Source organism: Pantoea sp. SGAir0184, from assembly GCF_043544755.1.
Map to the genome: position 1 here is coordinate 2,053,986 of NZ_CP028050.1, position 25,121 is coordinate 2,079,106.

At 57.5% G+C, this 25,121-nt stretch carries 28 protein-coding genes, 1 pseudogene and 1 other annotated feature; of the genes and pseudogenes, 11 read left to right on the plus strand and 18 right to left on the minus strand.

Annotated elements, in window-relative coordinates; translation table 11 throughout:
* The first annotated feature begins 57 nt into the window (after positions 1 to 57).
* The 4 genes from oppB to oppF are packed head-to-tail and all read left to right on the plus strand — an operon-like array spanning position 58 to position 3,934.
* On the plus strand, positions 58 to 978 hold the full coding sequence (oppB, locus tag C1N60_RS09640) for an oligopeptide ABC transporter permease OppB (protein WP_136547356.1): 921 nt from the start codon (positions 58 to 60) through the stop codon (positions 976 to 978).
* A gap of 15 nt (positions 979 to 993) precedes the next feature.
* Complete coding sequence (gene oppC / locus C1N60_RS09645) at positions 994 to 1,902, plus strand: oligopeptide ABC transporter permease OppC (protein WP_021510086.1); 909 nt, start codon at positions 994 to 996, stop codon at positions 1,900 to 1,902.
* Positions 1,903 to 1,913: 11 nt separating this feature from the next.
* The gene (locus C1N60_RS09650; protein WP_021510087.1) at positions 1,914 to 2,933 is read left to right on the plus strand and encodes an ABC transporter ATP-binding protein; all 1,020 of its coding nucleotides are present in this window, start codon (positions 1,914 to 1,916) and stop codon (positions 2,931 to 2,933) included.
* Positions 2,930 to 3,934 (plus strand): murein tripeptide/oligopeptide ABC transporter ATP binding protein OppF, encoded by a 1,005-nt coding sequence (gene oppF, locus C1N60_RS09655; protein WP_021510088.1) that lies wholly within the window; start codon positions 2,930 to 2,932, stop codon positions 3,932 to 3,934. The genes C1N60_RS09650 and oppF overlap by 4 nt, the downstream gene beginning before the upstream one ends.
* Before the next feature lie 58 nt (positions 3,935 to 3,992).
* On the opposite strand, the gene C1N60_RS09660 is transcribed toward oppF, so the two are convergent.
* Positions 3,993 to 4,322 (minus strand): HI1450 family dsDNA-mimic protein, encoded by a 330-nt coding sequence (locus tag C1N60_RS09660; protein WP_013509338.1) that lies wholly within the window; start codon positions 4,320 to 4,322, stop codon positions 3,993 to 3,995.
* Between the two features lie 37 nt (positions 4,323 to 4,359).
* A complete protein-coding gene (gene cls, locus C1N60_RS09665) occupies positions 4,360 to 5,820 on the minus strand; it encodes a cardiolipin synthase (RefSeq protein WP_104092997.1) in 1,461 nt (486 codons plus the stop codon).
* Between the two features lie 162 nt (positions 5,821 to 5,982).
* On the opposite strand from cls, the gene C1N60_RS09670 reads away from it, so the two are divergent.
* On the plus strand, positions 5,983 to 6,156 hold the full coding sequence (locus tag C1N60_RS09670) for a YciY family protein (protein ID WP_088517180.1): 174 nt from the start codon (positions 5,983 to 5,985) through the stop codon (positions 6,154 to 6,156).
* Positions 6,157 to 6,172: 16 nt separating this feature from the next.
* On the opposite strand, the gene C1N60_RS09675 is transcribed toward C1N60_RS09670, so the two are convergent.
* A complete protein-coding gene (locus tag C1N60_RS09675) occupies positions 6,173 to 6,346 on the minus strand; it encodes a hypothetical protein (protein WP_021510092.1) in 174 nt (57 codons plus the stop codon).
* Entirely contained in the window at positions 6,346 to 6,642 is a 297-nt protein-coding gene (locus C1N60_RS09680; protein ID WP_010617723.1) for a YciI family protein, read from the minus strand. Before C1N60_RS09680 ends, C1N60_RS09675 begins: the two co-directional genes overlap by 1 nt.
* Positions 6,643 to 6,847: 205 nt before the next feature.
* Here C1N60_RS09680 and tonB point away from each other — a divergent pair, with 205 nt between their 5' ends.
* Positions 6,848 to 7,579: a TonB system transport protein TonB gene (tonB, locus tag C1N60_RS09685; RefSeq protein ID WP_031280217.1), complete on the plus strand. Its 732-nt coding sequence runs from the start codon at positions 6,848 to 6,850 to the stop codon at positions 7,577 to 7,579.
* A gap of 51 nt (positions 7,580 to 7,630) precedes the next feature.
* On the opposite strand, the gene yciA is transcribed toward tonB, so the two are convergent.
* The 4 genes from yciA to C1N60_RS09705 are packed head-to-tail and all read right to left on the minus strand — an operon-like array spanning position 7,631 to position 9,880.
* A complete protein-coding gene (yciA, locus tag C1N60_RS09690; protein WP_215785851.1) occupies positions 7,631 to 8,047 on the minus strand; it encodes an acyl-CoA thioester hydrolase YciA in 417 nt (138 codons plus the stop codon).
* A 54-nt stretch (positions 8,048 to 8,101) separates the two neighbouring features.
* Positions 8,102 to 8,641 (minus strand): septation protein A, encoded by a 540-nt coding sequence (locus C1N60_RS09695; RefSeq protein ID WP_058758637.1) that lies wholly within the window; start codon positions 8,639 to 8,641, stop codon positions 8,102 to 8,104.
* A 60-nt stretch (positions 8,642 to 8,701) separates the two neighbouring features.
* The gene (locus C1N60_RS09700; protein ID WP_104092993.1) at positions 8,702 to 9,436 is read right to left on the minus strand and encodes a YciC family protein; all 735 of its coding nucleotides are present in this window, start codon (positions 9,434 to 9,436) and stop codon (positions 8,702 to 8,704) included.
* Positions 9,437 to 9,463: 27 nt separating this feature from the next.
* Positions 9,464 to 9,880: a YkgJ family cysteine cluster protein gene (locus C1N60_RS09705; protein ID WP_260642135.1), complete on the minus strand. Its 417-nt coding sequence runs from the start codon at positions 9,878 to 9,880 to the stop codon at positions 9,464 to 9,466.
* 245 nt (positions 9,881 to 10,125) lie between these two features.
* Between C1N60_RS09705 and ompW the strand changes: the two genes are divergently transcribed.
* The gene (gene ompW / locus C1N60_RS09710) at positions 10,126 to 10,758 is read left to right on the plus strand and encodes an outer membrane protein OmpW (protein WP_058771265.1); all 633 of its coding nucleotides are present in this window, start codon (positions 10,126 to 10,128) and stop codon (positions 10,756 to 10,758) included.
* A gap of 47 nt (positions 10,759 to 10,805) precedes the next feature.
* Here the strand turns inward: ompW and C1N60_RS09715 are convergent, their stop codons facing one another.
* The 6 genes and pseudogenes from C1N60_RS09715 to C1N60_RS09740 all read right to left on the minus strand — a co-directional run bounded on the left by C1N60_RS09715 (position 10,806) and on the right by C1N60_RS09740 (position 17,860).
* Positions 10,806 to 11,120 (minus strand): BON domain-containing protein, encoded by a 315-nt coding sequence (locus C1N60_RS09715; protein ID WP_021510099.1) that lies wholly within the window; start codon positions 11,118 to 11,120, stop codon positions 10,806 to 10,808.
* Between the two features lie 172 nt (positions 11,121 to 11,292).
* The gene (gene trpA, locus C1N60_RS09720) at positions 11,293 to 12,096 is read right to left on the minus strand and encodes a tryptophan synthase subunit alpha (protein ID WP_058771266.1); all 804 of its coding nucleotides are present in this window, start codon (positions 12,094 to 12,096) and stop codon (positions 11,293 to 11,295) included.
* Positions 12,096 to 13,289 carry a tryptophan synthase subunit beta gene (trpB, locus tag C1N60_RS09725; protein WP_021510101.1) on the minus strand — a complete coding sequence of 398 codons (1,194 nt, stop codon included), beginning with the start codon at positions 13,287 to 13,289 and terminating at the stop codon, positions 12,096 to 12,098. The genes trpA and trpB overlap by 1 nt, the downstream gene beginning before the upstream one ends.
* A 46-nt stretch (positions 13,290 to 13,335) precedes the next feature.
* Positions 13,336 to 14,703 (minus strand): bifunctional indole-3-glycerol-phosphate synthase TrpC/phosphoribosylanthranilate isomerase TrpF, encoded by a 1,368-nt coding sequence (trpCF, locus tag C1N60_RS09730; protein WP_394521718.1) that lies wholly within the window; start codon positions 14,701 to 14,703, stop codon positions 13,336 to 13,338.
* A 1-nt stretch (position 14,704) separates the two neighbouring features.
* Positions 14,705 to 16,298 (minus strand): annotated as a pseudogene (gene trpD / locus C1N60_RS09735) (bifunctional anthranilate synthase glutamate amidotransferase component TrpG/anthranilate phosphoribosyltransferase TrpD).
* On the minus strand, positions 16,298 to 17,860 hold the full coding sequence (locus C1N60_RS09740) for an anthranilate synthase component 1 (protein WP_394521719.1): 1,563 nt from the start codon (positions 17,858 to 17,860) through the stop codon (positions 16,298 to 16,300). The pseudogene trpD and the gene C1N60_RS09740 overlap by 1 nt, the downstream one beginning before the upstream one ends.
* 23 nt (positions 17,861 to 17,883) lie before the next feature.
* Positions 17,884 to 17,988 (minus strand) — a sequence feature (Trp leader region).
* 155 nt (positions 17,989 to 18,143) lie between these two features.
* On the opposite strand from C1N60_RS09740, the gene C1N60_RS09745 reads away from it, so the two are divergent.
* Positions 18,144 to 19,028: an RNase RNM gene (locus C1N60_RS09745; RefSeq protein WP_211724405.1), complete on the plus strand. Its 885-nt coding sequence runs from the start codon at positions 18,144 to 18,146 to the stop codon at positions 19,026 to 19,028.
* A 12-nt stretch (positions 19,029 to 19,040) separates the two neighbouring features.
* Positions 19,041 to 19,661: an L-threonylcarbamoyladenylate synthase gene (locus C1N60_RS09750; RefSeq protein ID WP_021510107.1), complete on the plus strand. Its 621-nt coding sequence runs from the start codon at positions 19,041 to 19,043 to the stop codon at positions 19,659 to 19,661.
* On the opposite strand, the gene C1N60_RS09755 is transcribed toward C1N60_RS09750, so the two are convergent.
* A complete protein-coding gene (locus tag C1N60_RS09755) occupies positions 19,662 to 20,318 on the minus strand; it encodes a serine protease family protein (RefSeq protein ID WP_211145584.1) in 657 nt (218 codons plus the stop codon).
* Positions 20,319 to 21,136: 818 nt separating this feature from the next.
* Here C1N60_RS09755 and rluB point away from each other — a divergent pair.
* Positions 21,137 to 22,015 carry a 23S rRNA pseudouridine(2605) synthase RluB gene (gene rluB, locus C1N60_RS09760; RefSeq protein WP_059011621.1) on the plus strand — a complete coding sequence of 293 codons (879 nt, stop codon included), beginning with the start codon at positions 21,137 to 21,139 and terminating at the stop codon, positions 22,013 to 22,015.
* Positions 22,016 to 22,048: 33 nt separating this feature from the next.
* Here the strand turns inward: rluB and cobO are convergent, their stop codons facing one another.
* Both cobO and C1N60_RS09770 read right to left on the minus strand, forming a co-directional pair.
* Positions 22,049 to 22,636, minus strand: coding sequence for a cob(I)yrinic acid a,c-diamide adenosyltransferase (gene cobO, locus C1N60_RS09765; protein ID WP_125308571.1), 588 nt, complete (start codon positions 22,634 to 22,636; stop codon positions 22,049 to 22,051).
* Positions 22,633 to 23,397 (minus strand): YciK family oxidoreductase, encoded by a 765-nt coding sequence (locus tag C1N60_RS09770; RefSeq protein ID WP_021510112.1) that lies wholly within the window; start codon positions 23,395 to 23,397, stop codon positions 22,633 to 22,635. The genes cobO and C1N60_RS09770 overlap by 4 nt, the downstream gene beginning before the upstream one ends.
* A gap of 174 nt (positions 23,398 to 23,571) precedes the next feature.
* Here C1N60_RS09770 and sohB point away from each other — a divergent pair, with 174 nt between their 5' ends.
* On the plus strand, positions 23,572 to 24,618 hold the full coding sequence (gene sohB, locus C1N60_RS09775; RefSeq protein ID WP_058758624.1) for a protease SohB: 1,047 nt from the start codon (positions 23,572 to 23,574) through the stop codon (positions 24,616 to 24,618).
* A 26-nt stretch (positions 24,619 to 24,644) separates the two neighbouring features.
* On the opposite strand, the gene C1N60_RS09780 is transcribed toward sohB, so the two are convergent.
* A complete protein-coding gene (locus tag C1N60_RS09780) occupies positions 24,645 to 24,893 on the minus strand; it encodes a DUF2498 family protein (protein WP_264251666.1) in 249 nt (82 codons plus the stop codon).
* Between the last annotated feature and the right edge of the window lie 228 nt (positions 24,894 to 25,121).

Below are 25,121 nucleotides of genomic sequence, written 5' to 3' on the forward strand. Positions count from 1 at the left end.
CGGTGCTGCGGCGCCGCCTTTTTGACTTTGTGAAGCAACAGCCTGGTAGGTACGGCAATGTTAAAATTCATCCTGCGTCGGCTCCTTGAAGCCATCCCGACGCTGTTTATTCTGATTACCATCTCCTTCTTCATGATGCGACTGGCACCCGGTAGTCCGTTTACCGGCGAGCGTACGCTGTCGCCAGAAGTCATGGCCAACATTGAGGCCAAATATCACCTCAACGATCCGATCGGCAAACAGTATGTCAGCTACCTGGTACAGCTGGCACACGGCGATTTCGGGCCGTCGTTTAAATATAAAGACTACTCGGTTAACTACCTGGTCGGTCATGCGTTTCCGGTATCGGCCAAACTGGGGCTGGCAGCCTTCTTCCTTGCGGTGGTGCTGGGCGTCACGGCGGGGGTTATCGCCGCGCTGAAGCAAAACAGTTTGTGGGATTATGCGGTCATGGGGGTGGCGATGACCGGGGTGGTCATTCCCAGCTTCGTGGTGGCACCGCTGCTGGTACTGATCTTTGCCATCACCCTGCGCTGGCTGCCAGGCGGCGGCTGGAATGGCGGCCAGTGGAACTACATGCTACTGCCGATGGTGGCGCTGTCACTGGCTTACATCGCCAGTATCGCCCGTATCACCCGCGGCTCGATGATTGAAGTGATGCACTCCAACTTCATCCGCACCGCGCGTGCGAAAGGTCTGCCGTTGCGCCGTATTGTGCTGCGCCACGCGCTGAAGCCGGCGCTGCTGCCGGTGCTCTCCTATATGGGGCCGGCGTTTGTTGGCATCATCACCGGTTCGATGGTAATCGAATCAATTTACGGTCTGCCGGGCATCGGTCAGCTGTTCGTCAACGGCGCACTAAACCGTGACTACTCGCTGGTGATGAGCCTGACCATTCTGGTCGGCGTGCTGACCATCCTGTTCAACGCGATCGTTGACGTGCTGTACGCCGTTATCGATCCGAAAATTCGTTACTGATGGTGGAGCTCGCTCATGATGTTAAGTAAGAAAAATAGCGAAGCTCTGGACGCGTTCAGCGAAAAGCTGGAAGTGGAAGGGCGCAGCCTGTGGCAGGACGCACGTCGCCGCTTTATTCATAACCGTGCGGCCCTTATCAGCCTGCTGGTGCTGCTGGTGATTGCGCTGTTCGTGGTGTTCGCCCCGATGCTGGCGCAGTTCAAATATGATGATACCGACTGGGCGATGATGTCTGCACCGCCGGACACCACCTCAGGCCACTGGTTTGGCACCGACTCCTCGGGACGTGACCTGCTGGTGCGCGTGGCGATTGGCGGCCGTATCTCGCTGATGGTCGGCATCGCTTCAGCGCTGATCGCGGTGCTGGTGGGCACGCTGTACGGTTCGCTGGCCGGCTACCTCGGCGGCAAGATTGACTCGGTGATGATGCGTATCCTGGAAATCCTCAACTCGTTCCCGTTTATGTTCTTCGTCATCCTGCTGGTGACCTTCTTTGGCCGCAATATCCTGCTGATCTTCGTTGCCATTGGCATGGTGTCATGGCTGGATATGGCGCGTATCGTGCGCGGCCAGACGCTGGGACTGAAGCGCAAAGAGTTCATCGAAGCGGCGCAGGTCGGCGGCGTTTCTACCGGCAATATCGTGCTGCGCCACATCGTGCCGAACGTGCTGGGCGTGGTGGTGGTGTATGCCTCGCTGCTGGTGCCAAGCATGATCCTGTTTGAATCCTTCCTGAGCTTTCTTGGCCTCGGCACCCAGGAGCCACTGAGCAGCTGGGGCGCGCTGTTGAGCGACGGCGCCAACTCGATGGAAGTTTCACCGTGGCTGCTGATGTTCCCGGCGGGCTTCCTGGTGGTGACGTTGTTCTGTTTCAACTTTATCGGCGATGGCCTGCGTGACGCCCTCGACCCGAAAGATCGTTAAGGAGTTTCCCGATGACCCATCATGATACTCAGCAGCCGCTGGCGGCTGCACCTGCGGGAAACGCTAACCTGCTGCTGGACGTTAAAGATCTGCGCGTCACCTTCAGTACCCACGACGGCGACGTGACCGCTGTGAACGACCTCAACTTTTCCCTGCGCGCCGGTGAAACGCTGGGCATTGTTGGTGAATCCGGCTCCGGAAAATCGCAAACCGCGTTTGCGCTGATGGGACTGCTGGCGAAAAATGGTCGCATTGGTGGCTCGGCGCAGTTTAACGGCAGCGAAATCCTCAATCTGCCGGAAAGCAAGCTGAACAAGCTGCGCGCGGAGCAGATTGCGATGATTTTCCAGGACCCGATGACATCGCTCAATCCGTACATGCGCGTCGGCGAACAGCTGATGGAGGTGCTGAAACTGCACAAAGGCATGAGCAGCGCCCAGGCGTTTGAAGAGTCGGTGCGCATGCTGGACGCGGTGAAAATGCCGGAAGCGCGCAAACGCATGAAGATGTTCCCGCACGAGTTTTCCGGTGGCATGCGTCAGCGCGTAATGATCGCCATGGCGCTGCTGTGCCGGCCAAAGCTGCTGATTGCCGATGAGCCAACCACCGCGCTGGATGTCACCGTGCAGGCGCAAATCATGACGCTGTTGAATGAGCTGAAGCGTGAATTTAACACCGCCATCATCATGATCACTCACGATCTCGGCGTTGTTGCCGGGATCTGTGACAAGGTACTGGTGATGTATGCCGGGCGCACCATGGAATATGGCCGTGCGCGCGATGTGTTCTACCAGCCGGCGCATCCGTACTCGATCGGTTTGCTGAGCGCGGTGCCGCGTCTTGACGCGGAGGGTGAGTCGCTGACCACCATTCCCGGCAACCCGCCCAACCTGTTGCGTCTGCCGCAGGGCTGTCCGTTCCAGCCGCGCTGCGCATATGCCATGGATATCTGTGCCAAATCACCGCCGCTTGAACCGTTTGCCGAAGGGCGCCTGCGCGCCTGCTTCAAACCGGTGGAGGAATTAGTATGAGCACCGTAATCGAAGAGAAAAAAGTGTTGCTGGAAATCGCCGATCTTAAGGTGCATTTCGATATCAAAGACGGCAAGCAGTGGTTCTGGCAGCCGCCGAAAACCCTGAAAGCGGTGGATGGTGTCAGTCTGCGTCTGTATGAAGGCGAAACCCTCGGCGTGGTCGGTGAGTCCGGCTGCGGCAAATCCACGCTGGCGCGCGCCATTATCGGCCTGGTGAAAGCCACCGACGGGCGCGTGGCGTGGCTGGGGCGCGATCTGCTGGGCCAGAGCCAGGAAGAGTGGCGTCAGGCGCGCAGTGACATTCAGATGATCTTTCAGGACCCGCTGGCCTCGCTCAACCCGCGTATGACCATTGGTGACATCATCGCCGAACCGCTGCGCACCTACTATCCAAAGATGCCGCGTCAGGAAGTGAAGGATAAGGTTAAAACCATGATGATGAAGGTCGGTCTGCTGCCGAACCTCATCAACCGCTATCCGCACGAGTTCTCCGGTGGCCAGTGCCAGCGTATCGGTATCGCTCGTGCACTGATTCTTGAGCCGAAGCTGATTATCTGTGATGAGCCGGTGTCGGCGCTCGACGTGTCGATTCAGGCGCAGGTGGTTAACCTGCTGCAGAAACTGCAGCGTGAAATGGGCCTGTCGCTGATCTTCATCGCGCATGACCTGGCGGTGGTGAAGCACATCTCTGATCGCGTACTGGTGATGTATCTCGGCCACGCGGTTGAGCTGGGTACCTATGATGCGGTGTATAACGATCCGCAGCATCCGTATACCAAAGCGCTGATGTCGGCGGTGCCGATTCCTGATCCGGACCTGGAGAAGAATAAGCAGATTCAGCTGCTGGAAGGGGAACTGCCGTCGCCAATCAATCCGCCATCAGGCTGCGTGTTCCGCACCCGCTGCCCGATTGCCGGCCCGGAGTGCGCCAAAACCCGACCGTTACTCGAAGGCAGTTTCCGCCATGCGGTGTCCTGTCTGAAGGTTGATCCGCTTTAATAGCGGTGCCATAAACAACAACGCCGGGCAGTGCCCGGCGTTTTTTATGCGCTGCGGCTTATTCACGCCACAGAATATGACACAGCTTGTGATCTTTCTCGCGGCACAGCAGGATGCGCGCGAACACATCGGTAATCGGTTCGCCGTCCGCTTCACCGAGGCCGATCACCACTTCTGAGAAGAAGTCAGGGTTGAGATCGAAATCCACATGTTCCTGCCAGTCTTCTGATGGATCAAACAGCTCGGCGCCGCCGCGCTCTTCAAATTGCAGATTGAACAGAATGATGTCTGCCGGATCGAGGTTATCGCCTGCCAGCTCAAGAAAAATATCGTAAGCCTGTTCCAGCGTTTCATCTTCGGTAAGGCGATTATTTAAATCCATGGTCATTCCTGCTTGCCCTGAGGCGGTAATATTTTCGCTCGTTTTACAGTAAAGGGCTAAAGAAGTAAAACAGTCGTTCGACGATGCGCTGCCACCAGGCACGTTTTGCCCAGCGCGCGCCGTCCAGCAGACGCGAACGGGCGATATAATCATCCTGGACGGTGGCGAGATCGCTACCAAAGCCGTCATCATCCACCACCAGCGTGATCTCGAAGTTGAGCCACAGGCTGCGCATATCCAGGTTCACCGTGCCCACCAGGCTGAGCTGACCGTCCACCAGCACACTCTTGGTGTGCAACAGGCCATCTTCAAACTGATAGATTTTCACCCCGGCTTCCAGCAGTTCAGTGAAGAAGGCGCGGCTGGCCCAGCCGACCAGCAGCGAGTCATTATTGCGCGGTACAACAATGCTCACCTCAACGCCACGCAGCGCGGCGGTACAGATGGCGTGCAGTAAGTCGTCGCTCGGCACGAAGTAGGGCGTGGTCATGATCAGCTGCTCGCGCGCCGAATACACCGCTGTCAGCAGCGCCTGATGAATCATGTCCTCCGGGAAGCCCGGACCTGAGGCGATCACCTGAATGGTGTGACCGCTCTCCTGCTCAAACGGCATCACATTGCCGTCCGGCGCTGGCGGCAGAATGCGTTTGCCGGTTTCGATTTCCCAGTCGCAGGCGTAGACGATGCCCATGGTGGTGGCCACCGGGCCCTCCATGCGCGCCATCAGATCAATCCACTGACCCACGCCAGCATCCTGTTTAAAGAAGCGCGGATCCACCAGATTCATGCTGCCGGTATAGGCAATGTAGTTATCGATCAGCACCACTTTGCGGTGCTGACGCAAATCCATGCGGCGCAGGAACACACGCCACAGGCTGACCTGCAATGCCTCGACCACATCAATACCGGCGTTGCGCATCATGCCCACCCACGGACTGCGGAAGAACGCCACGCTGCCGGCGGAGTCCAGCATCAGGCGGCAGTGCACGCCGCGCCGTGAGGCAGCCATCAGCGATTCCGCCACATCATCAGCCAGACCACCCGGCTGCCAGATGTAGAACACCATCTCAATATTATGGCGCGCCAGCTGGATATCGCGGATCAGCGCCTGCATCACGTCATCGGCGCTGGTCAGCAGCTGCAGCTGATTGCCTTTAACGCCGGCAATACCCTGACGATGACGGCACAGCTCGAACAGGGAACGCGCCACGTCACTGTGTTCAGTCGCGAAAATGTGACGACACTGTTTCAGGTCGTTGAGCCATTTGGCGGTCGAGGGCCACATGGTGCGGGCGCGTTCTGCGCGACGTTTACCTAAATGCAGTTCGCCAAACGACAGATAGGCGATAATACCCACCAGCGGCAGAATGTAGATGATCAGCAGCCAGGCCATCGCCGAGGTCACCGCACGCCGCTTCATCAGGATGCGCAGCGTAACCCCGGCAATCAGCAGCCAGTAGCCAAACAGCAGCAACCAGCTGATAAGGGTATAAAATGTGGTCATAAAGTGGACGTCCCGTTCGCGCTTTGATGGGCAAAGTTTACGTGTTGATTTGCGCCAGCGAAACCTTTAATCGTTGATGACGTTTCGATGAAGGTTTCGATTTGGCATTTTTAGCCAGATCACTATAATGCGTCGCGGGTTTAGCCAGTCAGAGAGGATGTGATGAGACGCAGCAGAAATGAAGTGGCCCGCTGGAGAATGTTACGCCAGGCGCATCGCCGTCGTGCCCGCTGGCTGGAAGGGCAGTCACGTCGTTATAAGCGCATCCATGCGATTCGTCATCAGGTAGCGCAGCAGCAGCGTCGCTCCATCCTGTTTATCACGCAGAATACCTGAGCAATTAACGCGGTCGTCAGTGGCCGCGTAATACCAGTGAAACATTCACTATCTGCAGGGCCGCCGCCAGTACCACCAGCATGACGATGTGCTGGCGCGCCTGACGCCAGCCCTGACGGCGCCACAGCCACAGCGCACGACCAATCAGCAGCAGCACCAGCACTAACAACAGAAGGGGCTGCCACTGCATCAGAACACCCGTTTAAACGGTTTAACCGTGACTTTGTCGTACACGCCAGCGGCGATATATGGATCGTCATTGGCCCATGACTGGGCCGTTTCCAGCGATGAGAACTCGGCAACAATCACAGAACCGGTGAAACCAGCCGGGCCCGGCTCATTACTGTCGACGGCAGGCAGAGGACCGGCGACAATCAGACGCCCCTCATCCTGCAGCAGCTGCAGACGCGCCAGGTGTGCCGGTCGCACAGAGTTACGTTTTTCCAGTGAATCTGCGGTATCTTCCGCATAAATGACGTAAAGCACGATGGGATACTCCCGTTAGACTTGCCGAATTTGCGAGACACGTTAAGTGATCGCTAAACAGAGTGCAAACGAAAGATACTGGGCGCGCGCTGCAACGCAGGCAGGGTTAAAAAGCGCCTTTCTTTTGGGCTTCAGTAGCGTGCTTATTGAAACTGATTGCTATTTGCATTTAAAATCAGCGCTTCACTCAATGAACATGACTGATATGACGACGTTGACTACGCCTTTTCCAACCCGAACGCCTGTGTCCGTGATTTTATCCGTGCTCCTTCACGGTTCGGTAATCGCCGGCATTCTTTATGCTTCATTTCATCAGACCATTGAGGTTCCTAAAGCGTCTCAGCCTATCAGCATTAGCATGGTAGCCCCCGAAGTGCAGCCTGAACCGGCACCTGCAGCCGTAACCCCGCCGCCGCCGCCCGAACCGGAACCCGAGCCGGAAGTCGCGCCAGAGCCACCAAAAGCCGAGCCGGTGCCGATCCCTAAGCCGGAACCTAAACCGAAGCCAAAACCGAAACCGAAGCCAAAGGTGGAGAAAAAGGCAGAGCCGAAGCCGCGCCAGCAGGTGAAGCCGCAGGAGAATCCGTTTAAACAGGACGCGCCAGCCGCGCAAACGCGCCCCTCTACGGCACCGAAGAGTAACCCGGCCCCAACGCAGACGGTGTCGGATGGACCGAAAGCGATGAGCGTCAGCAAGCCGGCCTATCCGGCGCGTGCGTTCGCGCTGCGCGTTGAAGGGCGGGTGCGGGTCAAGTTTGACGTGGACAGCGATGGGCGCGTCGATAATGTCGAGATTTTGTCCGCTGAGCCGCGCAACATGTTTGAGCGCGAAGTGAAGCAGGCGATGAAGAAGTGGCGCTATCAGCCAGGGCGGCCGGGCAAGGGGCTGACGATGAACATCGTGTTCCGCATTAACGGCGGCGCGAACATCGAGTAAAGCCAGACAGGCAAAGAAAAAGCGGCCATTCCGGGCCGCTTTTTTATACGCTTAATCGCTCAGATTGGCTCGGCCTTCCGGCAGTGGACGGGATTTCCCGCTGTTATCGACCGCCACATAAACAAACACCGCTTCGGTGGCGCAGTAAGTCTGGCCGATCGGTTCGGACGACACTTTTTTAATCCACACTTCCACGTTAATGGTCATCGAGCTATTGCCGGTGCGGATGCAGCGCGCGTAGCAGCTCACCACATCGCCGACGGCGACGGGCTTGAGGAAGGTCATACCATCCACGCGCACCGTTACCACGCGGCCTTTGGCAATCTCTTTAGCCAGTATCGCGCCGCCCATATCCATCTGCGACATCAGCCAGCCGCCGAAGATATCACCGTTGGCATTGGTATCTGCCGGCATCGCCAGGGTACGCGAGACCATCTCGCCTTGCGGCAACTTATGTTTTTCGTCCATTGCTCAGTTCTTCTGCAGGTGAAGACAAGCCCGGCGGAGACCGGGCTGCATCGATTATTTTTGTTCTTGTTGCGGCATCTGTCGCCAGATGTACAGGCCGCTTAACAGCGTAAACAGCAGGGTCAGGCCGGTAAGACCGAACACTTTAAAGTTAACCCAAAACGCCTGGGATAACCAAAACGCGACATAAATATTCGCCAGGCCGCAGGCCAGGAAGAACAGGGCCCAGGCGATATTCAGCCGACGCCATACCGCACCCGGCAGCTGCAGCTCTTTGCCAAGCATGGTCTGGATCAGCGGTTGCTGCATAAACCACTGGCTGTACAGCAGCGCCAGCGCGAACAGCGAGTAAATCACCGTGACTTTCCATTTGATGAATTCATCGTTGTGGAACACATAGGTCAGGGTGCCGAACACCGCAACCAGCACAAAGGTGAAAATGGTCATCTTTTCCAGCTTGCGGTACAGCACCCAGCTGACCACCAGCGCAATACCGGTCGCCACCACCAGCGCGCCGGAGGCGACGAAAATGTCGTACAGCTTGTAGAAAATAAAGAAAACTACCAGGGGAAGAAAATCGAGTAACTGCTTCATAGCGTTTCCAGTCAGGGGCAGGAGCGTTGAGTTACGGCGCCGCAGCGGGCGCCGTAACGCTTAACGTAACAGCATATACAGCCGGTACAAATAGATAATCAGAATGGCTGATACCAGGTTGCCCAGCGCGTTGAGCACCACCGAAGCGATATTGGCAGGCAGCACGGTCAGCGAGGAGAAGAAGAACATCAGCGCAATTTTCGCCAGCAGCCACAAAATAATCGCCGGGGCGATCACCTTAATGTTCTTCCATGCCAGACGCATACTGGCGCGCATCGCACTGAAAATGCCCATTTTTTCACTTGCCAGCATCACCGGCGCCAGCGACAGCAGAATCGCCAGAATCACACCCGGCACCATCAGTACCATAAAGCCCAGCTGAACCAGCAGGGTGATCAGGAAGGTCTGCACCAGCAGTTTCGGCAGCAGCGGCGCAGAGGCGCCAATCGCGCGCAGCGCGCTGACGCGCTGTCCACTGGATACCATCGGCAGCAGGCACAGCATGCCGCCCAGCAGCAGCGTGTTGCCAATCAGGGCAGCGAAAGTGCCGGCGGCAGAGGCGCGCAGCAGAATGCGTTGCTGATCCGGTGACATGTTCTGGACGATTTCAAACAGCGATGAGGCGCTGCTGTCGGTCTGGCTGAGCAGGGATAACTGATCCTCGCCCGGCGTCAGGGCGTGGCCAACAATCACGGTAATAAACGAGGTCAGCAACGCCATCAGCACGATGGTGACCAGCTGATGGCGCAGAAAATTTCCTGTGTCACGGTATAACGAGCTTGCCGTGATAGACATGTACACTCCTTGAAGGAACCGGGTTAATTAACCCGGCGATTGTACATGTTCTGCAGGCAGGCTGGCACCCGGAATCCCATAACTTTCTGTCATCTCAGGTAAAGAAGGGTGAAAAAGCGCGGGTAAACCATAGCGCGCCCGGGCGCGATCGCAGGCGTCATTCGGCACGCCATTTTCGCCGGACATGGCGAACTCCCGGCACGGTGACGGCCGCTGCGCATAAATCCCACAGGAAACACAGCCGCCAATTTCACCCTGCAGCGCCACGCAGCGCGGAGCACGATCGTTGGTGCCGCGCATGTTGCGCATCAGCAGGCTCAGGGGTTCTGTCAGTTCAACCGGCACCGCGCCACCGCCGTCGTCGGCTTCGGCCCAGTAAAATGAAACGCGAAAATGGGCGCAGCAGGCGCCACAGGTCATACAGGGGTTAAGTAAATCGCTCATCTGATCGCCCGCCACTCCTGAGGCTTCGAACCAAAATCACAAAAGGGGAATAGCAACATAATCACGCCGTGTCATGGCGGCAACAGGATTTTTATGTCCGCTTGTAAAGGCAAAATTGATCTGAATCAATTCATTGTTTTATAAGTGATTAATTTGAATTGATGCTGATGATCTTTTGGCAAAAAAGGGGTAAATCTTGTGCCGCGATTAACCTCAATACCCTGTTTTCCGGCAAAGGAGTGATTATGAAACTGGCTAAATGCGCGCTGCTGCTGGCGCTGGCGATCCCGCAACTGGCACTGGCTCACCAGGCCGGTGATTTTTTTGTGCGCGCCGGTAGCGCGACCGTTCGTCCGACCGAAGGCTCTGATAATGTGCTGGGTATGGGCGGCTTCAGCGTCAGTAATGATACCCAGCTGGGTCTGACGTTTACCTGGATGGCGACCGACAATATCGGCGTTGAGCTGCTGGCGGCCACGCCGTTCCGCCACAAAGTGGGACTTGGCCCGACCGGCAACCTCGCTACCGTGCGTCAGCTGCCGCCCACCCTGATGGCGCAGTACTACTTTTTCGACAGCCAAAGTGCGCTGCGCCCTTACGTTGGCGTCGGGATCAACTACACCACCTTCTACGATGCGAAGTTCAACCAGACCGGGCAGGATGCGCAGCTGAGCGATTTGAGCGTGAAAGATTCATGGGGCGTGGCGGGTCAGGTCGGGCTGGATTATCAGATCAACCGCGACTGGATGCTCAACGCGTCATTGTGGTACATGGACATCGATACCGAGGTGAAATTCAAAGCGGCGGGCGAACAGCAGAATATCAATACCCGCATCGATCCGTGGGTGTTCTTCTTTGGCGCGGGCTACCGTTTCTGATTTTTACACCAGAAAGAAAAAGGGCGACCCGCAGGTCGCCCGTTTAGTTACTTAATCTGCATATTGTTGACGACGGATTTTACCCCCGCCACGTTACGCGTTACCGCAACCGCACGGTTGGCCATCTGCGGCGAGCTGACAAAGCCGCTCAGCTGTACTTTCCCTTTGAAGGTCTCAACGTTAATTTCTGTCGATTTCAGCGCCTCGTCATTCAGCAGCTGTGCCTTCACTTTGGTGGTAATGACCGTGTCATCGATGTAACCGCCGGTCCCTTCCTTTGTTGCTGTTGGTGCACAGGCACTTAAGGTGAGCGCCATCACTGCAGCCACTAAAAAACCCGCAACGACTTTGAACAATTTCATCGGTTATCTCCCTGTCATAGATGGTGGTGCACCGTAACGTGACGGCACGCTTAAGTGTGGGCCGTGCCTCGCATTTCGGCAACTCAGGCGCGATGAAAAAGTTTGTCGCAGGGGAGAAAAAAGGGGGCAGGAAGTAAGAAGGGCCCTGCAGCTTGTGCAGGGCCGTGCCAACTCAGCGGGTAGCCGCTTTGAGATCGCTGACGAACGTTTGCAGTTCGCTAAGCAGCGCCGTTGGGTCGTTCTGATTACGCTCGATGATTTTTACGATGGCCGAGCCGGAGATGGCTCCGGCGGCTCCGGCGGCAACGGCCTCTTTCACCTGACCCGGCTCAGAGATGCCGAAGCCCTGCAGCGGCGGCGCAGCATGATATTCGCGCAGCTTCTCGATCAGATGGTGCAGCGGCAGGCTGGCGCGATTTTCCGCACCGGTAACGCCAGCGCGTGACAGCAGATAGGTGTAGCCCCGGCCGTGCGAGGCGATTTCGCGCAGCAGATCGTCATCCGCGTTGGGCGGACAGATAAAGATCGGCGCAATGTTGTGACGCATCGCCGCCTGGCGGAATGGGGCCGACTCTTCCACCGGCACGTCAGCCACCAGCACCGAGTCAACGCCCACCGCAGCGCACTGCGCGTAGAAGTTGTCGATACCTCTGCTGAACACCAGGTTGGCGTACATCAGCAGCCCAATCGGCAGATCGGGGTATTTCTGGCGCACGGTGGCCAGCATTTCAAAACACTGCGCCACGGTGGTGCCGGCGGCAAAGGCGCGCAGCGTAGCGCCCTGAATGGTCGGGCCATCGGCCAGCGGATCGGAGAACGGAATGCCCAGCTCCAGCGCATCCGCACCGCCCGCGACCAGCGCATCAATAATTTTCAGCGACAGCGCCGGCGACGGATCGCCAAGGGTGACGAAGGGCACAAACGCGCCTTCCTGTTTCGCGGACAGACGTTGAAACAGCTGATTATAACGCTCCATCAGATCTCTCCCTTAGCTTTCAGAATATCGTGAACGGTAAAGATGTCTTTGTCACCGCGGCCGGAAAGGTTCACCACCAGCAGCTGTTCTTTGTCCGGATTTTCGCGGATCATCTTCAGCGCATACGCCAGCGCGTGTGATGACTCCAGTGCCGGAATGATGCCTTCGGCACGACACAGCGTCTTAAAGGCATCCAGCGCTTCATCATCCGTGATTGACACGTAGTCAGCGCGGCCGGTGCTGTTCAGGTGCGCATGCTGCGGACCGACCGACGGGAAATCGAGACCGGCAGAGATGGAGTAGGACTCTTCGATCTGTCCCTCTTCGGTCTGCATCATCGGCGCCTTCATGCCGAAATAGATGCCGACGCGACCGTGCTTGAGCGGCGCACCGTGCTCACCGGTGTCAATACCGTGACCCGCAGGCTCCACGCCGATCAGGCGCACGCTGCTCTCTTCGATGAAGTCCGCAAACATGCCGATGGCGTTAGAACCGCCGCCGACGCACGCCAGTACTGCATCCGGCAGGCGACCCTCTTTTTCCAGAATCTGCGCTTTGGTCTCTTCGCCAATCATGCGCTGGAATTCACGCACAATGGTCGGGAACGGGTGCGGACCTGCGGCAGTGCCGAGCATGTAGTGCGCGGTTTCGTAGCTGCCGGACCAGTCGCGCAGCGCCTCGTTACAGGCATCTTTCAGCGTGGCCGAGCCGCTGTGTACCGGAATCACCTCTGCGCCCATCAGCCGCATACGGAACACGTTGGGTGACTGACGCTCAACGTCTTTTGCGCCCATGTAAATACGGCATTTCATGCCGAGCAGGGCACACGCCAGTGCCGACGCCACGCCGTGCTGACCGGCGCCGGTTTCCGCGATGATCTCGTTTTTGCCCATGCGTTTTGCCAGCAGTGCCTGGCCCAGCACCTGGTTAGTTTTGTGTGCGCCGCCGTGCAGCAGGTCTTCGCGCTTAAGGTACAGGCGGGTTTTGCTGCCTTTGGTCAGGTTGCTGCACAGCGTCAGGGCCGTCGGGCGACCGGCGTAGTTTTTCAGCAGGTCAGTAAATTCTGCCTGAAACGCCGGATCGCGCTGTGCTTCAACAAAGGCCGTTTCCAGCTGACGCAGTGCTGGCATCAAAATCTGCGGCACATACTGGCCGCCGAATTCGCCAAAGTAGGGATTAAGTAATGTCGTCATCGTGTCCTCTTCCTTATCCGGCCCGCCCGCAGGCGGGCAGACGCAATTAATAGGCGCGCAGCGTGCGGAATACCGCCGCGACTTTGCTGGCATCTTTGATGCCCGGCGCGGATTCCACGCCGGAGTTGAAGTCGAGGCCGTCACAGCCGAGCTGAGCGGCTTCGACGCAGTTATCGGCGCTTAGGCCACCGGCCAGCAGCACATCAGCCAGGTCTTCACCCTGCAGCAGCGACCAGTCAAAGCGCTGACCGCTGCCACCCTGGCCATTATCCAGCACGTAGCGATCAACGTGCGGCCAGTCGCGTGGCGGCAACCGATCCTGAATGCTCAGCGCCTTCCAGATGCGCACGCTGGCTGGCAGCGCCTGGCGCAGTTCTGCAACGTAGGCTTTGTCTTCGTCGCTGTGCAACTGAACGGCCGCAAGCGATAAACGCGTGGCTAACGTGACAACGTCACTGATAGTCTGATTGCGGAACACGCCGACATACTTCAGCGGTGCGGCGGCGATCACCGCCTGTGCCTGCGCCTCGTTAACCTGGCGCGGCGAACCGGCGGCAAAGATCACGCCGCCATACAGCGCGCCAGCCTGATGTGCGGCCTGCGCATCTTCCGGGCGGGTCAGGCCGCACACCTTGTTATCGCCCAGCAGCACGCGGCGCACACCGGCGTCGAGGTCGTGCTCTTCCATCAACGCCGAGCCAATTAAAAAGCCGTTAGCAAAATGGCTCAGCTCGCGCAACTGGGCGTAATTATGGATGCCGGACTCGCTGATCACGGTGACGCCATGGCTGAGACGCGGGGCTAGCTGACGCGTGCGATTCAGGTCAATCGACAAATCACGCAGATCGCGGTTGTTGATGCCAACCACTTTAGCTTCCAGCGCGATAGCGCGCTCCAGCTCTTCTTCATTACTGACTTCGGTCAGCACGCCCATTTTCAGGCTATGCGCCACCGCAGCAAGCTGACGGTACTGCTCATCATCCAGTACGGACAGCATCAGCAGAATGGCATCGGCCTGATAATGGCGCGCCAGGTAAATCTGGTAGGGATCAATAATAAAGTCTTTGCACAGCACCGGCTGCGTGATGGCGGCGCTGACCACCGGCAGGAAATCAAAGCTGCCCTGGAAATATTTCTCATCGGTCAGCACTGACACCGCAGAGGCGTAATGGCGGTAGATCCCGGCGATAGTCGCGGGATCAAAATCGGCGCGAATCAGCCCTTTCGACGGGGAGGCTTTTTTACACTCCAGAATGAAGACGGTGCGCGTGCCACGCAGCGCCTCGTAAAAATGACGCTCCGCCGGCTGCAGATCGTTCTGGAAGGAGGCCAGCGGCTGCTGCGATTTACGTGCTTCAACCCACAGGGCTTTATCCTGCACAATTTTCTCTAATACGGTGCCCTTGATACTCATTTCATCCTCTCGCTGCCAGTGCCACAACGCGCTCGTACGCCTGACCGCTGCGAATGGCAGCCATGGCGCGCTCAGCGTTATCGCGCAAATCTTCATTTCCGAATACTTTCAGCAACATTGCGACATTTACCGCAACGGCCTGCTCGTGGGCGGGCTGGCCTTTACCCTGGAGCAAACGCGTCAGAATGTCACGGTTTTCTTCCGGTGTGCCGCCGGCCAGTGCCTCTTTCGGCTGGAAGCTGAAGCCAAAGTCTTCCGGCGTCAGCTGATAGCTGGTGATCTCGCCGTCACGCAGCTCAGCGACCTGGGTCGCACTGTGCAGCGCCACTTCATCCATGCCGCCACCGTGCACCACGGCAGCACGCTGGTAGCCCAGCACTTTCAGCGTCTGGGCGATGGGCAGCACCAGTTCCGGACTATAAACGCCAATCACCGCCAGCGGTGGGCGCGCCGGGTTGATCAGCGGACCCAGCACGTTAAATAGCGTGCGGGTTTTCAGCTGCTGGCGCACCGGCATCGCGTGGCGGAAACCGCTGTGATACTGCGGCGCAAACAGGAAACAGACGTTGAGATCGTCCAGCGCCTGCCGTGCCTGCTGTGCCGGCATGTCGAGATTGATACCGAAAGCGGCCAGCAGATCGGAAGATCCGGATTTGCTGGAGACGCTGCGGTTGCCGTGCTTGGCCACTTTCAGCCCGCAGGTGGCGGCGACAAAGGCGCTGGCCGTGGAAATATTAATGCTGTTGCTGCCATCACCGCCGGTGCCAACGATATCGGCAAAAGTATAGTCCGGACGCGGGAACGGTCTGGCATCGGCCAGCAGCGCGGAGGCGGCACCGGCGATCTCTTCCGGGCGCTCGCCACGCACTTTCATGGCGATCAGCGCCGCTGCCAGCTGCGTCGGATCCAGCTGTCCGGTAATAATCGCGCTGAACAGCTGGTGGCTCTCGGCCTGGCTCAGCGTTTGCGCCTGATACAGTTTTTCCAGAATAGTTTGCATCATCATCTCCCTGTTATTTCGCCAGCGCCCAGGCCAGTGTTTGCTCCAGCAGACGTGCGCCCTGCGTGGTGAGAATCGACTCAGGATGGAACTGGAAGCCGCACACGCGGTCCGTTTCGTGACGCACCGCCATCACCATGCCGTTGTAGCTGGCGTTAACCGTCAGTTCCGCCGGCGTATTGCTGCCTACCAGCGAGTGGTAGCGCGCCACCGGCAGCGGGTTGCTGAGGCCGGTGAACATCGCCTCGCCATCATGGGTAATGGCGGAGGCTTTACCGTGCAGAATTTCGCCCGCCTGGCCGACGTGCCCGCCGTAAGCTTCGACAATGGCCTGATGGCCGAGACAGATACCAATGATCGGCAGCTGACCGCGCAGCGCCTGTAACAGCTGCGGCATGCAGCCGGCATCTTTCGGTGCGCCAGGGCCGGGTGAGAGCATCAGCACCGGGTTTTCCATCTGCTGCAGGCGGTCGATCAGCACTTCTGCCGGGACGTTGTTGCGGTAAATCACCACGTTGTGGCCAAAGGTACGCAGCTGATCAACGAGGTTGTAGGTAAAGGAGTCGATATTATCGAGCAGCAGGATATCGGCCATCAGAAAATCTCCTTGCAGTGATGGGCAGTAGCGATGGCGCGCAATACCGCGCGGGCTTTGTTGCGGCTCTCATCCGCTTCAGCCTGAGGCTGAGAATCCAGCACCACGCCGGCACCGGCCTGCACGGTGGCAACGCCACCTTCCACCCAGGCGGAGCGGATGACGATGCAGGTATCAAGGTCGCCGCTGGCGGTGAAGTAGCCGACCGCGCCGCCGTAGCTGCCGCGCCGCGTGCCTTCTTTTTCCGCAATCAGCTGCATCGCACGCACTTTCGGTGCACCACTTAGCGTGCCCATGTTCATGCAGGCGCGATAGGCGTGCAGCACATCAAGATCGTTACGCAGCGTGCCTACCACGCGGGATACCAGGTGCATCACAAACGAGTAGCGGTCCACTTTGGTTAAATCCGCCACGTAACGGCTGCCGGGCACACAGATACGCGCCAGGTCGTTGCGCGCCAGATCCACCAGCATCAGGTGCTCAGCCAGCTCTTTATGATCGGTGCGCATTTCCAGTTCAATACGGCTGTCCAGGTCGCGATCCAGCGAGCCATCCGCATGGCGACCGCGCGGACGCGTACCGGCAATCGGGTAGATTTCGATCTGGCGCGAGCTGGCGTCATACTTCAGCGAGCTCTCCGGCGAAGCGCCGAACAGCGCAAAGTCCTGATCCTGCATAAAGAACATGTACGGGCTGGGGTTGCTGTTTTTCAGCGTATCGTAAGCCGCCAGCGGTGACGGGCACGGCAGCGAAAAGCGGCGCGATGGTACCACCTGGAAGATTTCGCCGATGCGAATGGCCTGCTGCAGTTCGCTTACCACGTTGCAGTAAGCTTCATCGCTCTGGCTGGTGCTCAGCGTCATCTGCTCGACGCGCTGCACTGGCAGCGCAGGCGCTGGCTGCGTCATCTGACCGTGCAGCTGTTCAATACGGCTCTGCAGACGCTGAAACTCGCTGGTGGACGGCGCAAACAGGCTGGCCTGCAGACGGGCGCTGCGCTGCTGGTGATCGATCACCAGTAACGTTTCGGCGAGGTAGAAGCAGTAGTCCGGGCAGCTTTGGTCATTGCGCAGCGGCGGCAGATCTTCAAATCCCGCCACCAGGTCGTAGGCAAACAGGCCGCCCAGCAGCATGGCTTCACGCTCTTCGGCCGGGCTGTTCACCAGATGCGGAATCAGACGCAGCGCATCAAACACCGACAGCGCCTTCAGGCGGGAGTCCTCATCGTGCAGACCCTCAACCGGCGTGAAATGCAGCTCACGTCCGTCCGGGCGAGCGGCGATGCGCACCTCGGGCGGCAGCGCTTCGTCCAGCAGCGGCAGCAGCGCGCGGCCGTTTTCCGACAGCGCCTGCAGGGTAACAACATTGCCCAGGGCGCTGATGCGCAGCGCGCTGTCGACAATCAGCAGGCTTTTCAGGTTCTGCTTGCTGTCGATATCGGCAGATTCAAGCAGCAGAGTTGCCGGACGTGCGCCGCATAGTTGATGAAACACTGCGGCCGGATCTTCGCGGTAGGGCGCGGTACCGGTAATCAACTTCAATGTAGGTTTCGCATTAGCCATAATGGATTCTCTGAATTTCGCTCAAAAAAAAGCCCGCTCGGTGGCGGGCTCAGGTATCTGCACTGCGGTTACGCAAAATGTGCATGACGACGTCGCCCGTGAAAGGGATCATCGCGCCACCAACCATTAACATGCGTACCGATAAGAGCCATGATTAAATACCCGTTACGTGTGAACTTGTGTACTAGTTAACTGGTTCGGGTGAAAAAAGTCAATACCCTTTTTCAGTTACGGGCAAAATCGTTATCATGCCAGCCGGTTTAATGCAGTCGCTGGAGTGACCTTGTCAGATATCGCCCGTTTTCCACTTTATGATTTACACAGCCATACCCAGGCTTCTGACGGTTTGCTGACGCCGACCGCGCTGGTGCAGCGCGCCGTTGAGATGCATGTCGGTGTGCTGGCTATTACCGATCACGACAGCGTGGCGGGCGTTGCCGAAGCGCAGGCGGCGGTGCAGCAGCTTCAGCTACCGCTGCGGGTACTGGCCGGTGTGGAAGCGTCGACGCTGTGGGAAAACCACGAAATTCATATTGTCGGGCTCAACATTGATGCGCAGCATCCGGCGTTGACCGCTTTTCTGGCGCAGCAGCACCAGTGCCGTATGGCACGTGCAGAATTGATTGCCGAACGGCTGGAGCGCGCGCGCATTCCTGACGCGCTGGCCGGCGCTCAGCGTCTGGCGCAGGGCGGGGTGATCACCCGCGGGCATTTTGCCCGCTATCTGGTAGAGCTGGGCAAAGCCGATAACATGGCGCAGGTATTTAAAAACTACCTGGCGCGTGGCAAAACCGGCTACGTGCCGCCACAATGGTGTACAATTAAACAAGCCATTGATGCTATTCATCATTCTGGCGGTGTGGCGGTACTGGCCCATCCTGCGCGCTACGGGCTGTCGGCCAAATGGCTGAAGCGACTGATTGCGCATTTTGCCGCAGAAGGCGGCGATGCGATGGAAGTGGCACAGTGTCAGCAGGCACCGAATGAACGTACCCAGCTGGCGAGCTATGCACGCGATAATCAGCTGGCGGCCTCGCAGGGGTCCGATTTTCACCAACCCTGTCCGTGGATTGAACTGGGGCGCAAGCTATGGCTGCCGGGCGGCGTGGAGCCGGTCTGGGTGCGTTTTCCCGCTTTAGCGCCGGTCAAATCGCACGTTGATGGGTGATATGAGGTTTTTATGAGTCAACTTTTTCACATTCATCCGGAAAATCCGCAGCCGCGTCTGGTTAATCAGGCGGTGGATTATCTCAATAAAGGCAGCGTTATTGTCTATCCGACCGATTCCGGCTACGCGCTGGGATGCCGTCTGGAAGAGAAGAATGCCATGGAGCGCATCTGCCGCATTCGTCAGCTCGATGGTAACCATAACTTTACCCTGATGTGTCGCGATCTCTCTGAGCTGTCGACCTATTCGCAGGTGGATAACAGCGCGTTTCGCATTCTGAAAAACAATACGCCAGGCAATTACACCTTCATTCTGAAGGCCACTAAAGAAGTGCCGCGTCGTCTGATGAACGACAAACGTAAAACCATCGGCCTGCGCGTACCGTCAAACCCGGTGGCGCTGGCGCTACTGGAACGCCTCAATGAGCCGATGATGTCGACCTCACTGATGCTGCCAGGCAATGATTTCACTGAATCCGATCCGGAAGAGATCCAGCACAGCATCGGCAAGCTGGTGGATTTAATTATCGATGGCGGCACGCTGGGCCAGCAGCCAACCACCGTGATCGATCTCACCAGCGATGCGCCCGTCATCGTGCGTGAAGGGGCAGGCGATACCCGCCCGTTCCTGTGATTACGCCGGGCCGGGCGCTGTTTGTGGCGTCTGGCCGATATTGGCTTCCAGCCAGCGTTTGAAATCGCCGTACGGAATGTACAGCGAGACATCTTTTAAGATGACTTTTTTGCTGCGTACGTTAGCAATTTCATGGCTGTAACCCACAATCACTCCGCTGATGGTCTGATCGGCATTATAGACAGCGCCGCCCGACATCCCCTGAACGACACCGGCATCGGATGCCATTGCCATACAGGGTTTTTTATTCCAGCGATTATTAATGGCGGTGCGCGCCAGATTAACGCCGCTCGACTCCACCGGCATCGCGGAAATAAAACTGTAGCCATACATTTTAATTGGCTCGCCCACCGCGCTGCTGCGGAATTTCGCCAGCGTACCCGGGCTGTTTTTATGATAAATAATCGCGACGTCGCAATAGGGATGATAAGCCTTCACGCGCTGCACGGCGGTTTTGGCGACGTGCGCGGCAGTCAGACTGTATTCCGGCGTTAACGGAATGGTTGTACCGAGGATGCCCAGACCCAGTACCGTCGGGATGCCGGTCACGCTCATATCCACGTGCTGCAGCGCCGTACGACTGTACTCAGTATGGCCCACGGAACAGCCGCTCAGTGCCAGCGCTGCAAGCGCCGGCCAAAGCAGGGAGGTTCTCATGATGGCGGTCTTCATTTAATGTCTGTCAGCAAAATCCCTGGTGAAGACTTTCGACAGACAAATTAAATTCAATCCGTGAAACGATTAGCGCGCCATTTCCCGAGCGCGCCGGATTATATTATCAGGCCAGCTGTACCATTATTTGTTAATGGCTTGTTGTTTGAAAGCTTATAAAAAGTAATTAAAATAATTTCTGATACTGCTTAGCCGAATTCAGGATTAAATTTTACACAGTTTTCGCGGCAGAACAATTCATCATATTTAATCTTTATCAAATAAAAACGAAAATACAGACTTAATCCAACCTGCAGCGCCAATCCGCTGTAGGGCTGGTGCTGCTGGCTGTAATTAGCTTTACTAACACCATTATTAAGTTCTTTGTGCTGATTTTGGTGTTTTGTGCCGATTTTCTGTTTGCACAACTGCAGCCTGGCCGGGAACGCTGCGGGTAACAGACTGGTGAGCCTCTTTAATCTATTGCGGCACTAATCAGCGCAACATTAAATAAATATACGGCCTCAGGCAAAACGACGTAATTTCAGCGGGTTGCGCAGGCTATCCTGACGCTCGTTACGCAAATCAATCAGAAATCTGAATCAATGACCGTGCTGCCCGCTTCAGCCTCCGGATCACAGGCGCTTTATTATCGGCAGAAAAGGAAAAGGTGTTAACGAAACTGTAGCTGGTGTAAAATCTCCGGCCGTCCGCGCTGGCACCTGGCGCGAAGCGGTCACAGATTCTGATACGGGACCTGGTAACGCCGGTATCTTACCTCTTCATTACCACGACGCCTGGGAAGGCGACAACGAGGCAGCTCCATGAGCGAGAAATTACAAAAAGTATTAGCGCGCGCCGGACACGGTTCGCGCCGTGAAATCGAAGCAATGATTTCAGCCGGACGCATCAGCGTTGATGGCAAACTGGCGACGCTGGGCGATCGCATCGAAAATGACAAAACCCTGAAAATCCGTATTGATGGCCATCTGGTATCGATTGCTGAATCGGCCACCGAGGTGTGTCGCGTACTGGCGTATTACAAACCGGAAGGTGAGCTGTGCACGCGCAACGATCCTGAAGGGCGCCCAACGGTATTTGATCGCCTGCCGCGCCTGCGCGGTTCACGCTGGATTGCCGTCGGCCGTCTGGACGTAAACACCTGCGGTCTGATGTTGTTCACCACCGACGGTGAGCTGGCCAACCGCCTGATGCACCCAAGCCGCGAAGTTGAGCGTGAATACGCAGTGCGCGTATTCGGTGAAGTGGATGACGAAAAAGTGCGTCAGCTGAGCAAGGGCGTGCAGCTGGAAGACGGCCCGGCAGCGTTCAAAACCATCAAATTCGCCGGCGGCGAAGGCATTAACCAGTGGTACAACGTCACCCTGACGGAAGGGCGTAACCGTGAGGTGCGTCGTCTGTGGGAAGCGGTTGGCGTGCAGGTAAGCCGTCTGATGCGCGTGCGCTACGGCGATATTCAGCTGCCAAAAGGTCTGCCGCGCGGCGGCTGGATGGAGATGGAACTGCCGGCGGTCAACTACCTGCGTAAGCTGGTGGGACTGCCGGAAGAGACGGTGACCAAAGTGGCGGTCGAGAAAGATCGTCGCCGCACCAAAGCGAACCAAATCCGCCGGGCGGTGAAACGTCATAGCGCGGTAAGCAATAACAGCCCGCGTCGCAACAGTAATAAACGCGGTTCCTGATGCTCCCTGACGCCGCGCCTGCGGCGTCAGTTTTTACCAGTCGATTCCCTGCTGTGCCTGAATGCCGGCATCGAACGCGTGTTTGACCGGACGCATCTCGCTGACGGTATCCGCCAGTTCCAGTAGCGTGCGGTGACAGCCGCGCCCGGTAATGATCACACTTTGCTGCGGCGGACGCTGCTGCAGTGCAGCGATCAGCTCATCCAGATCGAGATAATCCATACTCACCATGTAGGTGATTTCATCGAGTATCACCAGATCCAGCGACGCGTCTTGCAGCATGCGTCTGGCGTGTTGCCACACCTGCTGGCAGGCGGCCGTATCGCTGGCACGGTTTTGCGTCTCCCAGGTAAAACCGGTGGCCATCACCTGAAACTCCACGCCGTGCTGCGCCAGCAGATTACGTTCACCATTGGGCCATTCGCCCTTAATAAACTGCACGGCAGCCACGTTTTTACCGTGGCCGCAGGCGCGCAGCGCGGTGCCAAAAGCGGCGGTGGTTTTACCTTTGCCGTTGCCGGTAAACACCATCAGGATGCCGCGCGTTTCGGTGGCGGCGGCGATGCGGGCGTCAACCTGTTCTTTCAGCCGCTGCTGGCGTTGCTGGTGACGATCGCTCATGCGCTGGCCGGTCCCGGCTTGCGCCCCGGTTGTGCATCGTAGCTGATGCCGGTTTTTCGGCGGCTGTCATCGCCCATCAGATAGAGGTAGAGCGGCATCAGGTCGGCCGGGGTTTTCAGCAGGCTGGCATTCTCCTCCGGGAAGGCGCTGGCGCGCATTTTGGTGCGCGTGCCGCCGGGATTGATGCAGTTCACCCGCAGATGGCGGTTTTTATACTCATCGGCCAGCACCTGCATCATGCCCTCGGTGGCGAATTTCGACACGGCATAGGCGCCCCAGCCTGCGCGGCCGGTGCGGCCCACGCTGGAGGTGGTGAACACCAGCGAACCGGCGTCGGATTTTAACAGCAGCGGCAGCAGCGCCTGCGTTAAATAGAAGGTGGCGTCGAGGTTGATTTGCATCACCTGCTGCCAGACCGCCGGATCGAGTTCCGCCAGCGGCACGATCTCACCGAGAATGCCAGCGTTATGCAGCACGCCATCCAGCCGCGGCACCAGCGCGGCAACCTGTTGCGCCAGCTGCTGGCAGCTTTCCGGTGTGGCGTGCGCCAGATCCAGCAGCAGCGTAGCGGCGGGCTGTTTATTGAGCTGATTAATCGCCTCAGCGGTTTGCTGCAGCGTGGTGGCGTTGCGGCCGAGCAGAATCACGCGCGCACCGTAGCGCGCATAGGTCAGGGCGGCTTCGCGGCCAATGCCGTCGGAAGCGCCGGTCACGAGAATGATGCGATTGTCCAGCAGGTCGCTTTTCGGTTGATAATGCACAGCGATGTCCTTTGCAGGTCAGAGGGTTTTTTGGCTTTATGCCTCAATTTGGCGCAAGGTGCAATCGCCGCAACGCGCATTCTGTGCCGCCTGCCGGCATTTCAGGCGACGAACGGCATCAAAGCGGGTAAACTCAGGGTTTGACTGTAATTCACTGTTTAATAAGGCGGCAGAATGGATTTACTCTCCAGCTATGGATTATTTCTGGCCAAGGCCGTCACCGTCGTGGTGGCGATCGCAGCTATTGTACTGATTGTGCTCAATGCCGCACTGCGTAAACGTCACAGCGGCGGTCAGCTGCGCTTAACCCATCTCGACGAAGCCTATCGCGAGATGAAAGAGGACCTGCAGCTGGCGAAGATGAAGCCGCAGGCGCAGAAAGTGTGGCTGAAGCAGCATAAGAAAGAAGAGAAACAGAAAGCTAAAGCCGAAAAGCGCAATGCCAAAGCCGGTGTAACTGAAGCGGCGAAGCCGACTCTCTATGTGCTGGAGTTCAAAGGCAGTATGGACGCCGGTGAAGTCAGCTCGCTGCGCGAAGAGATCTCCGCGGTGCTGGCGGTGGCACAGCCGGGTGATGAAGTGCTGCTGCGGCTGGAAAGCCCCGGTGGCGTGGTGCACGGTTATGGCCTGGCCGCGTCGCAGTTACAACGTCTGCGTGATGCGGGGCTGCAGCTGACGGCGGTAGTGGATAAAGTTGCCGCCAGCGGTGGCTACATGATGGCCTGCGTTGCGGATCGCATCGTGGCGGCGCCGTTCTCCATCATTGGTTCCATCGGTGTGGTGGCGCAAATCCCTAACTTTAACCGGCTGCTGAAGCGTAACGACATTGATGTGGAGCTGCACACTGCCGGCCAGTACAAGCGTACGCTGACGCTGTTTGGTGAGAATACCGAGGAAGGGCGGGAGAAATTTCAGGAAGACCTGAATGAAACCCATCAGCTGTTTAAAGATTTTGTGCATCAGATGCGTCCGGCGCTGGATCTGGACAAAGTGGCGACGGGCGAACACTGGTATGGCCGTCAGGCGCTGGATCTGGGGCTGATTGATGAGATTGGTACCAGTGATGCGCTGATCATTGCGCGCATGGACCGTTTTAGCGTGCTGGGCGTGCACTTCGCGCGCAAGAAAAAGATGATTGATCGCGTGACCCACAGTGCCAGCGTGGCAGCCGAGCGGCTGATTCTGAAAATCTGGCAGCGCGGTGATAAACCGCTGTTGTGAATAAACCCGGCGCAGGCCGGGTTTTTTTATGCCAGGTGATACTGCGCGGAGAGCACCACGGCAAGGTGCTTAAACACGTTAAACACCGCCGTGGTTTTGGCGGTCGGCAACCCTTCATCATCGAGGAACCACGGGCCGCGAAACACCAGAACCTCGCCCTGCTGAATCACCTCAGTGGCTTCCATCCCGGCAAAATATTCATCGTGCTGCTCAATGAGCTGATTAGCGATTTCCAGTAGCGCCTGGTGTGAAATGGATTCCGTTTCTGCTGACATTTTTCACCTCTTTTTTGACAGCGAATTTTCTCCTTCTATATTACTTGCCTGTCGGTGCGTTCAGCAAATCAGCGTTCGGTCAGAAAACTGGCGAGAAATTAAACAGAATGCTAATTAAGTTGCGTAACAGATTTTATCAGGTAGAGTGTGGGCGATTCAGCTTTCAGGGAGATCACACCAGGATGTGTGATACCGTCAGACGGAAAACTCGCTCTTAATCATCAAGTT

Bases quoted from the DNA above. Each gene is read 5' to 3' on its own strand.
- oppB (WP_136547356.1), top strand. From the start codon at position 58: ATGTTAAAATTCATCCTGCGTCGGCTCCTTGAAGCCATCCCGACGCTG.
- oppC (WP_021510086.1), top strand. From the start codon at position 994: ATGATGTTAAGTAAGAAAAATAGCGAAGCTCTGGACGCGTTCAGCGAA.
- C1N60_RS09650 (WP_021510087.1), top strand. From the start codon at position 1,914: ATGACCCATCATGATACTCAGCAGCCGCTGGCGGCTGCACCTGCGGGA.
- oppF (WP_021510088.1), top strand. From the start codon at position 2,930: ATGAGCACCGTAATCGAAGAGAAAAAAGTGTTGCTGGAAATCGCCGAT.
- C1N60_RS09660 (WP_013509338.1), bottom strand. From the start codon at position 4,322: ATGACCATGGATTTAAATAATCGCCTTACCGAAGATGAAACGCTGGAA.
- cls (WP_104092997.1), bottom strand. From the start codon at position 5,820: ATGACCACATTTTATACCCTTATCAGCTGGTTGCTGCTGTTTGGCTAC.
- C1N60_RS09670 (WP_088517180.1), top strand. From the start codon at position 5,983: ATGAGACGCAGCAGAAATGAAGTGGCCCGCTGGAGAATGTTACGCCAG.
- C1N60_RS09675 (WP_021510092.1), bottom strand. From the start codon at position 6,346: ATGCAGTGGCAGCCCCTTCTGTTGTTAGTGCTGGTGCTGCTGCTGATT.
- tonB (WP_031280217.1), top strand. From the start codon at position 6,848: ATGACGACGTTGACTACGCCTTTTCCAACCCGAACGCCTGTGTCCGTG.
- yciA (WP_215785851.1), bottom strand. From the start codon at position 8,047: ATGGACGAAAAACATAAGTTGCCGCAAGGCGAGATGGTCTCGCGTACC.
- C1N60_RS09695 (WP_058758637.1), bottom strand. From the start codon at position 8,641: ATGAAGCAGTTACTCGATTTTCTTCCCCTGGTAGTTTTCTTTATTTTC.
- C1N60_RS09700 (WP_104092993.1), bottom strand. From the start codon at position 9,436: ATGTCTATCACGGCAAGCTCGTTATACCGTGACACAGGAAATTTTCTG.
- C1N60_RS09705 (WP_260642135.1), bottom strand. From the start codon at position 9,880: ATGAGCGATTTACTTAACCCCTGTATGACCTGTGGCGCCTGCTGCGCC.
- ompW (WP_058771265.1), top strand. From the start codon at position 10,126: ATGAAACTGGCTAAATGCGCGCTGCTGCTGGCGCTGGCGATCCCGCAA.
- C1N60_RS09715 (WP_021510099.1), bottom strand. From the start codon at position 11,120: ATGAAATTGTTCAAAGTCGTTGCGGGTTTTTTAGTGGCTGCAGTGATG.
- trpA (WP_058771266.1), bottom strand. From the start codon at position 12,096: ATGGAGCGTTATAATCAGCTGTTTCAACGTCTGTCCGCGAAACAGGAA.
- trpB (WP_021510101.1), bottom strand. From the start codon at position 13,289: ATGACGACATTACTTAATCCCTACTTTGGCGAATTCGGCGGCCAGTAT.
- trpCF (WP_394521718.1), bottom strand. From the start codon at position 14,703: ATGAGTATCAAGGGCACCGTATTAGAGAAAATTGTGCAGGATAAAGCC.
- C1N60_RS09740 (WP_394521719.1), bottom strand. From the start codon at position 17,860: ATGGCTAATGCGAAACCTACATTGAAGTTGATTACCGGTACCGCGCCC.
- C1N60_RS09750 (WP_021510107.1), top strand. From the start codon at position 19,041: ATGAGTCAACTTTTTCACATTCATCCGGAAAATCCGCAGCCGCGTCTG.
- C1N60_RS09755 (WP_211145584.1), bottom strand. From the start codon at position 20,318: ATGAGAACCTCCCTGCTTTGGCCGGCGCTTGCAGCGCTGGCACTGAGC.
- rluB (WP_059011621.1), top strand. From the start codon at position 21,137: ATGAGCGAGAAATTACAAAAAGTATTAGCGCGCGCCGGACACGGTTCG.
- cobO (WP_125308571.1), bottom strand. From the start codon at position 22,636: ATGAGCGATCGTCACCAGCAACGCCAGCAGCGGCTGAAAGAACAGGTT.
- sohB (WP_058758624.1), top strand. From the start codon at position 23,572: ATGGATTTACTCTCCAGCTATGGATTATTTCTGGCCAAGGCCGTCACC.
- C1N60_RS09780 (WP_264251666.1), bottom strand. From the start codon at position 24,893: ATGTCAGCAGAAACGGAATCCATTTCACACCAGGCGCTACTGGAAATC.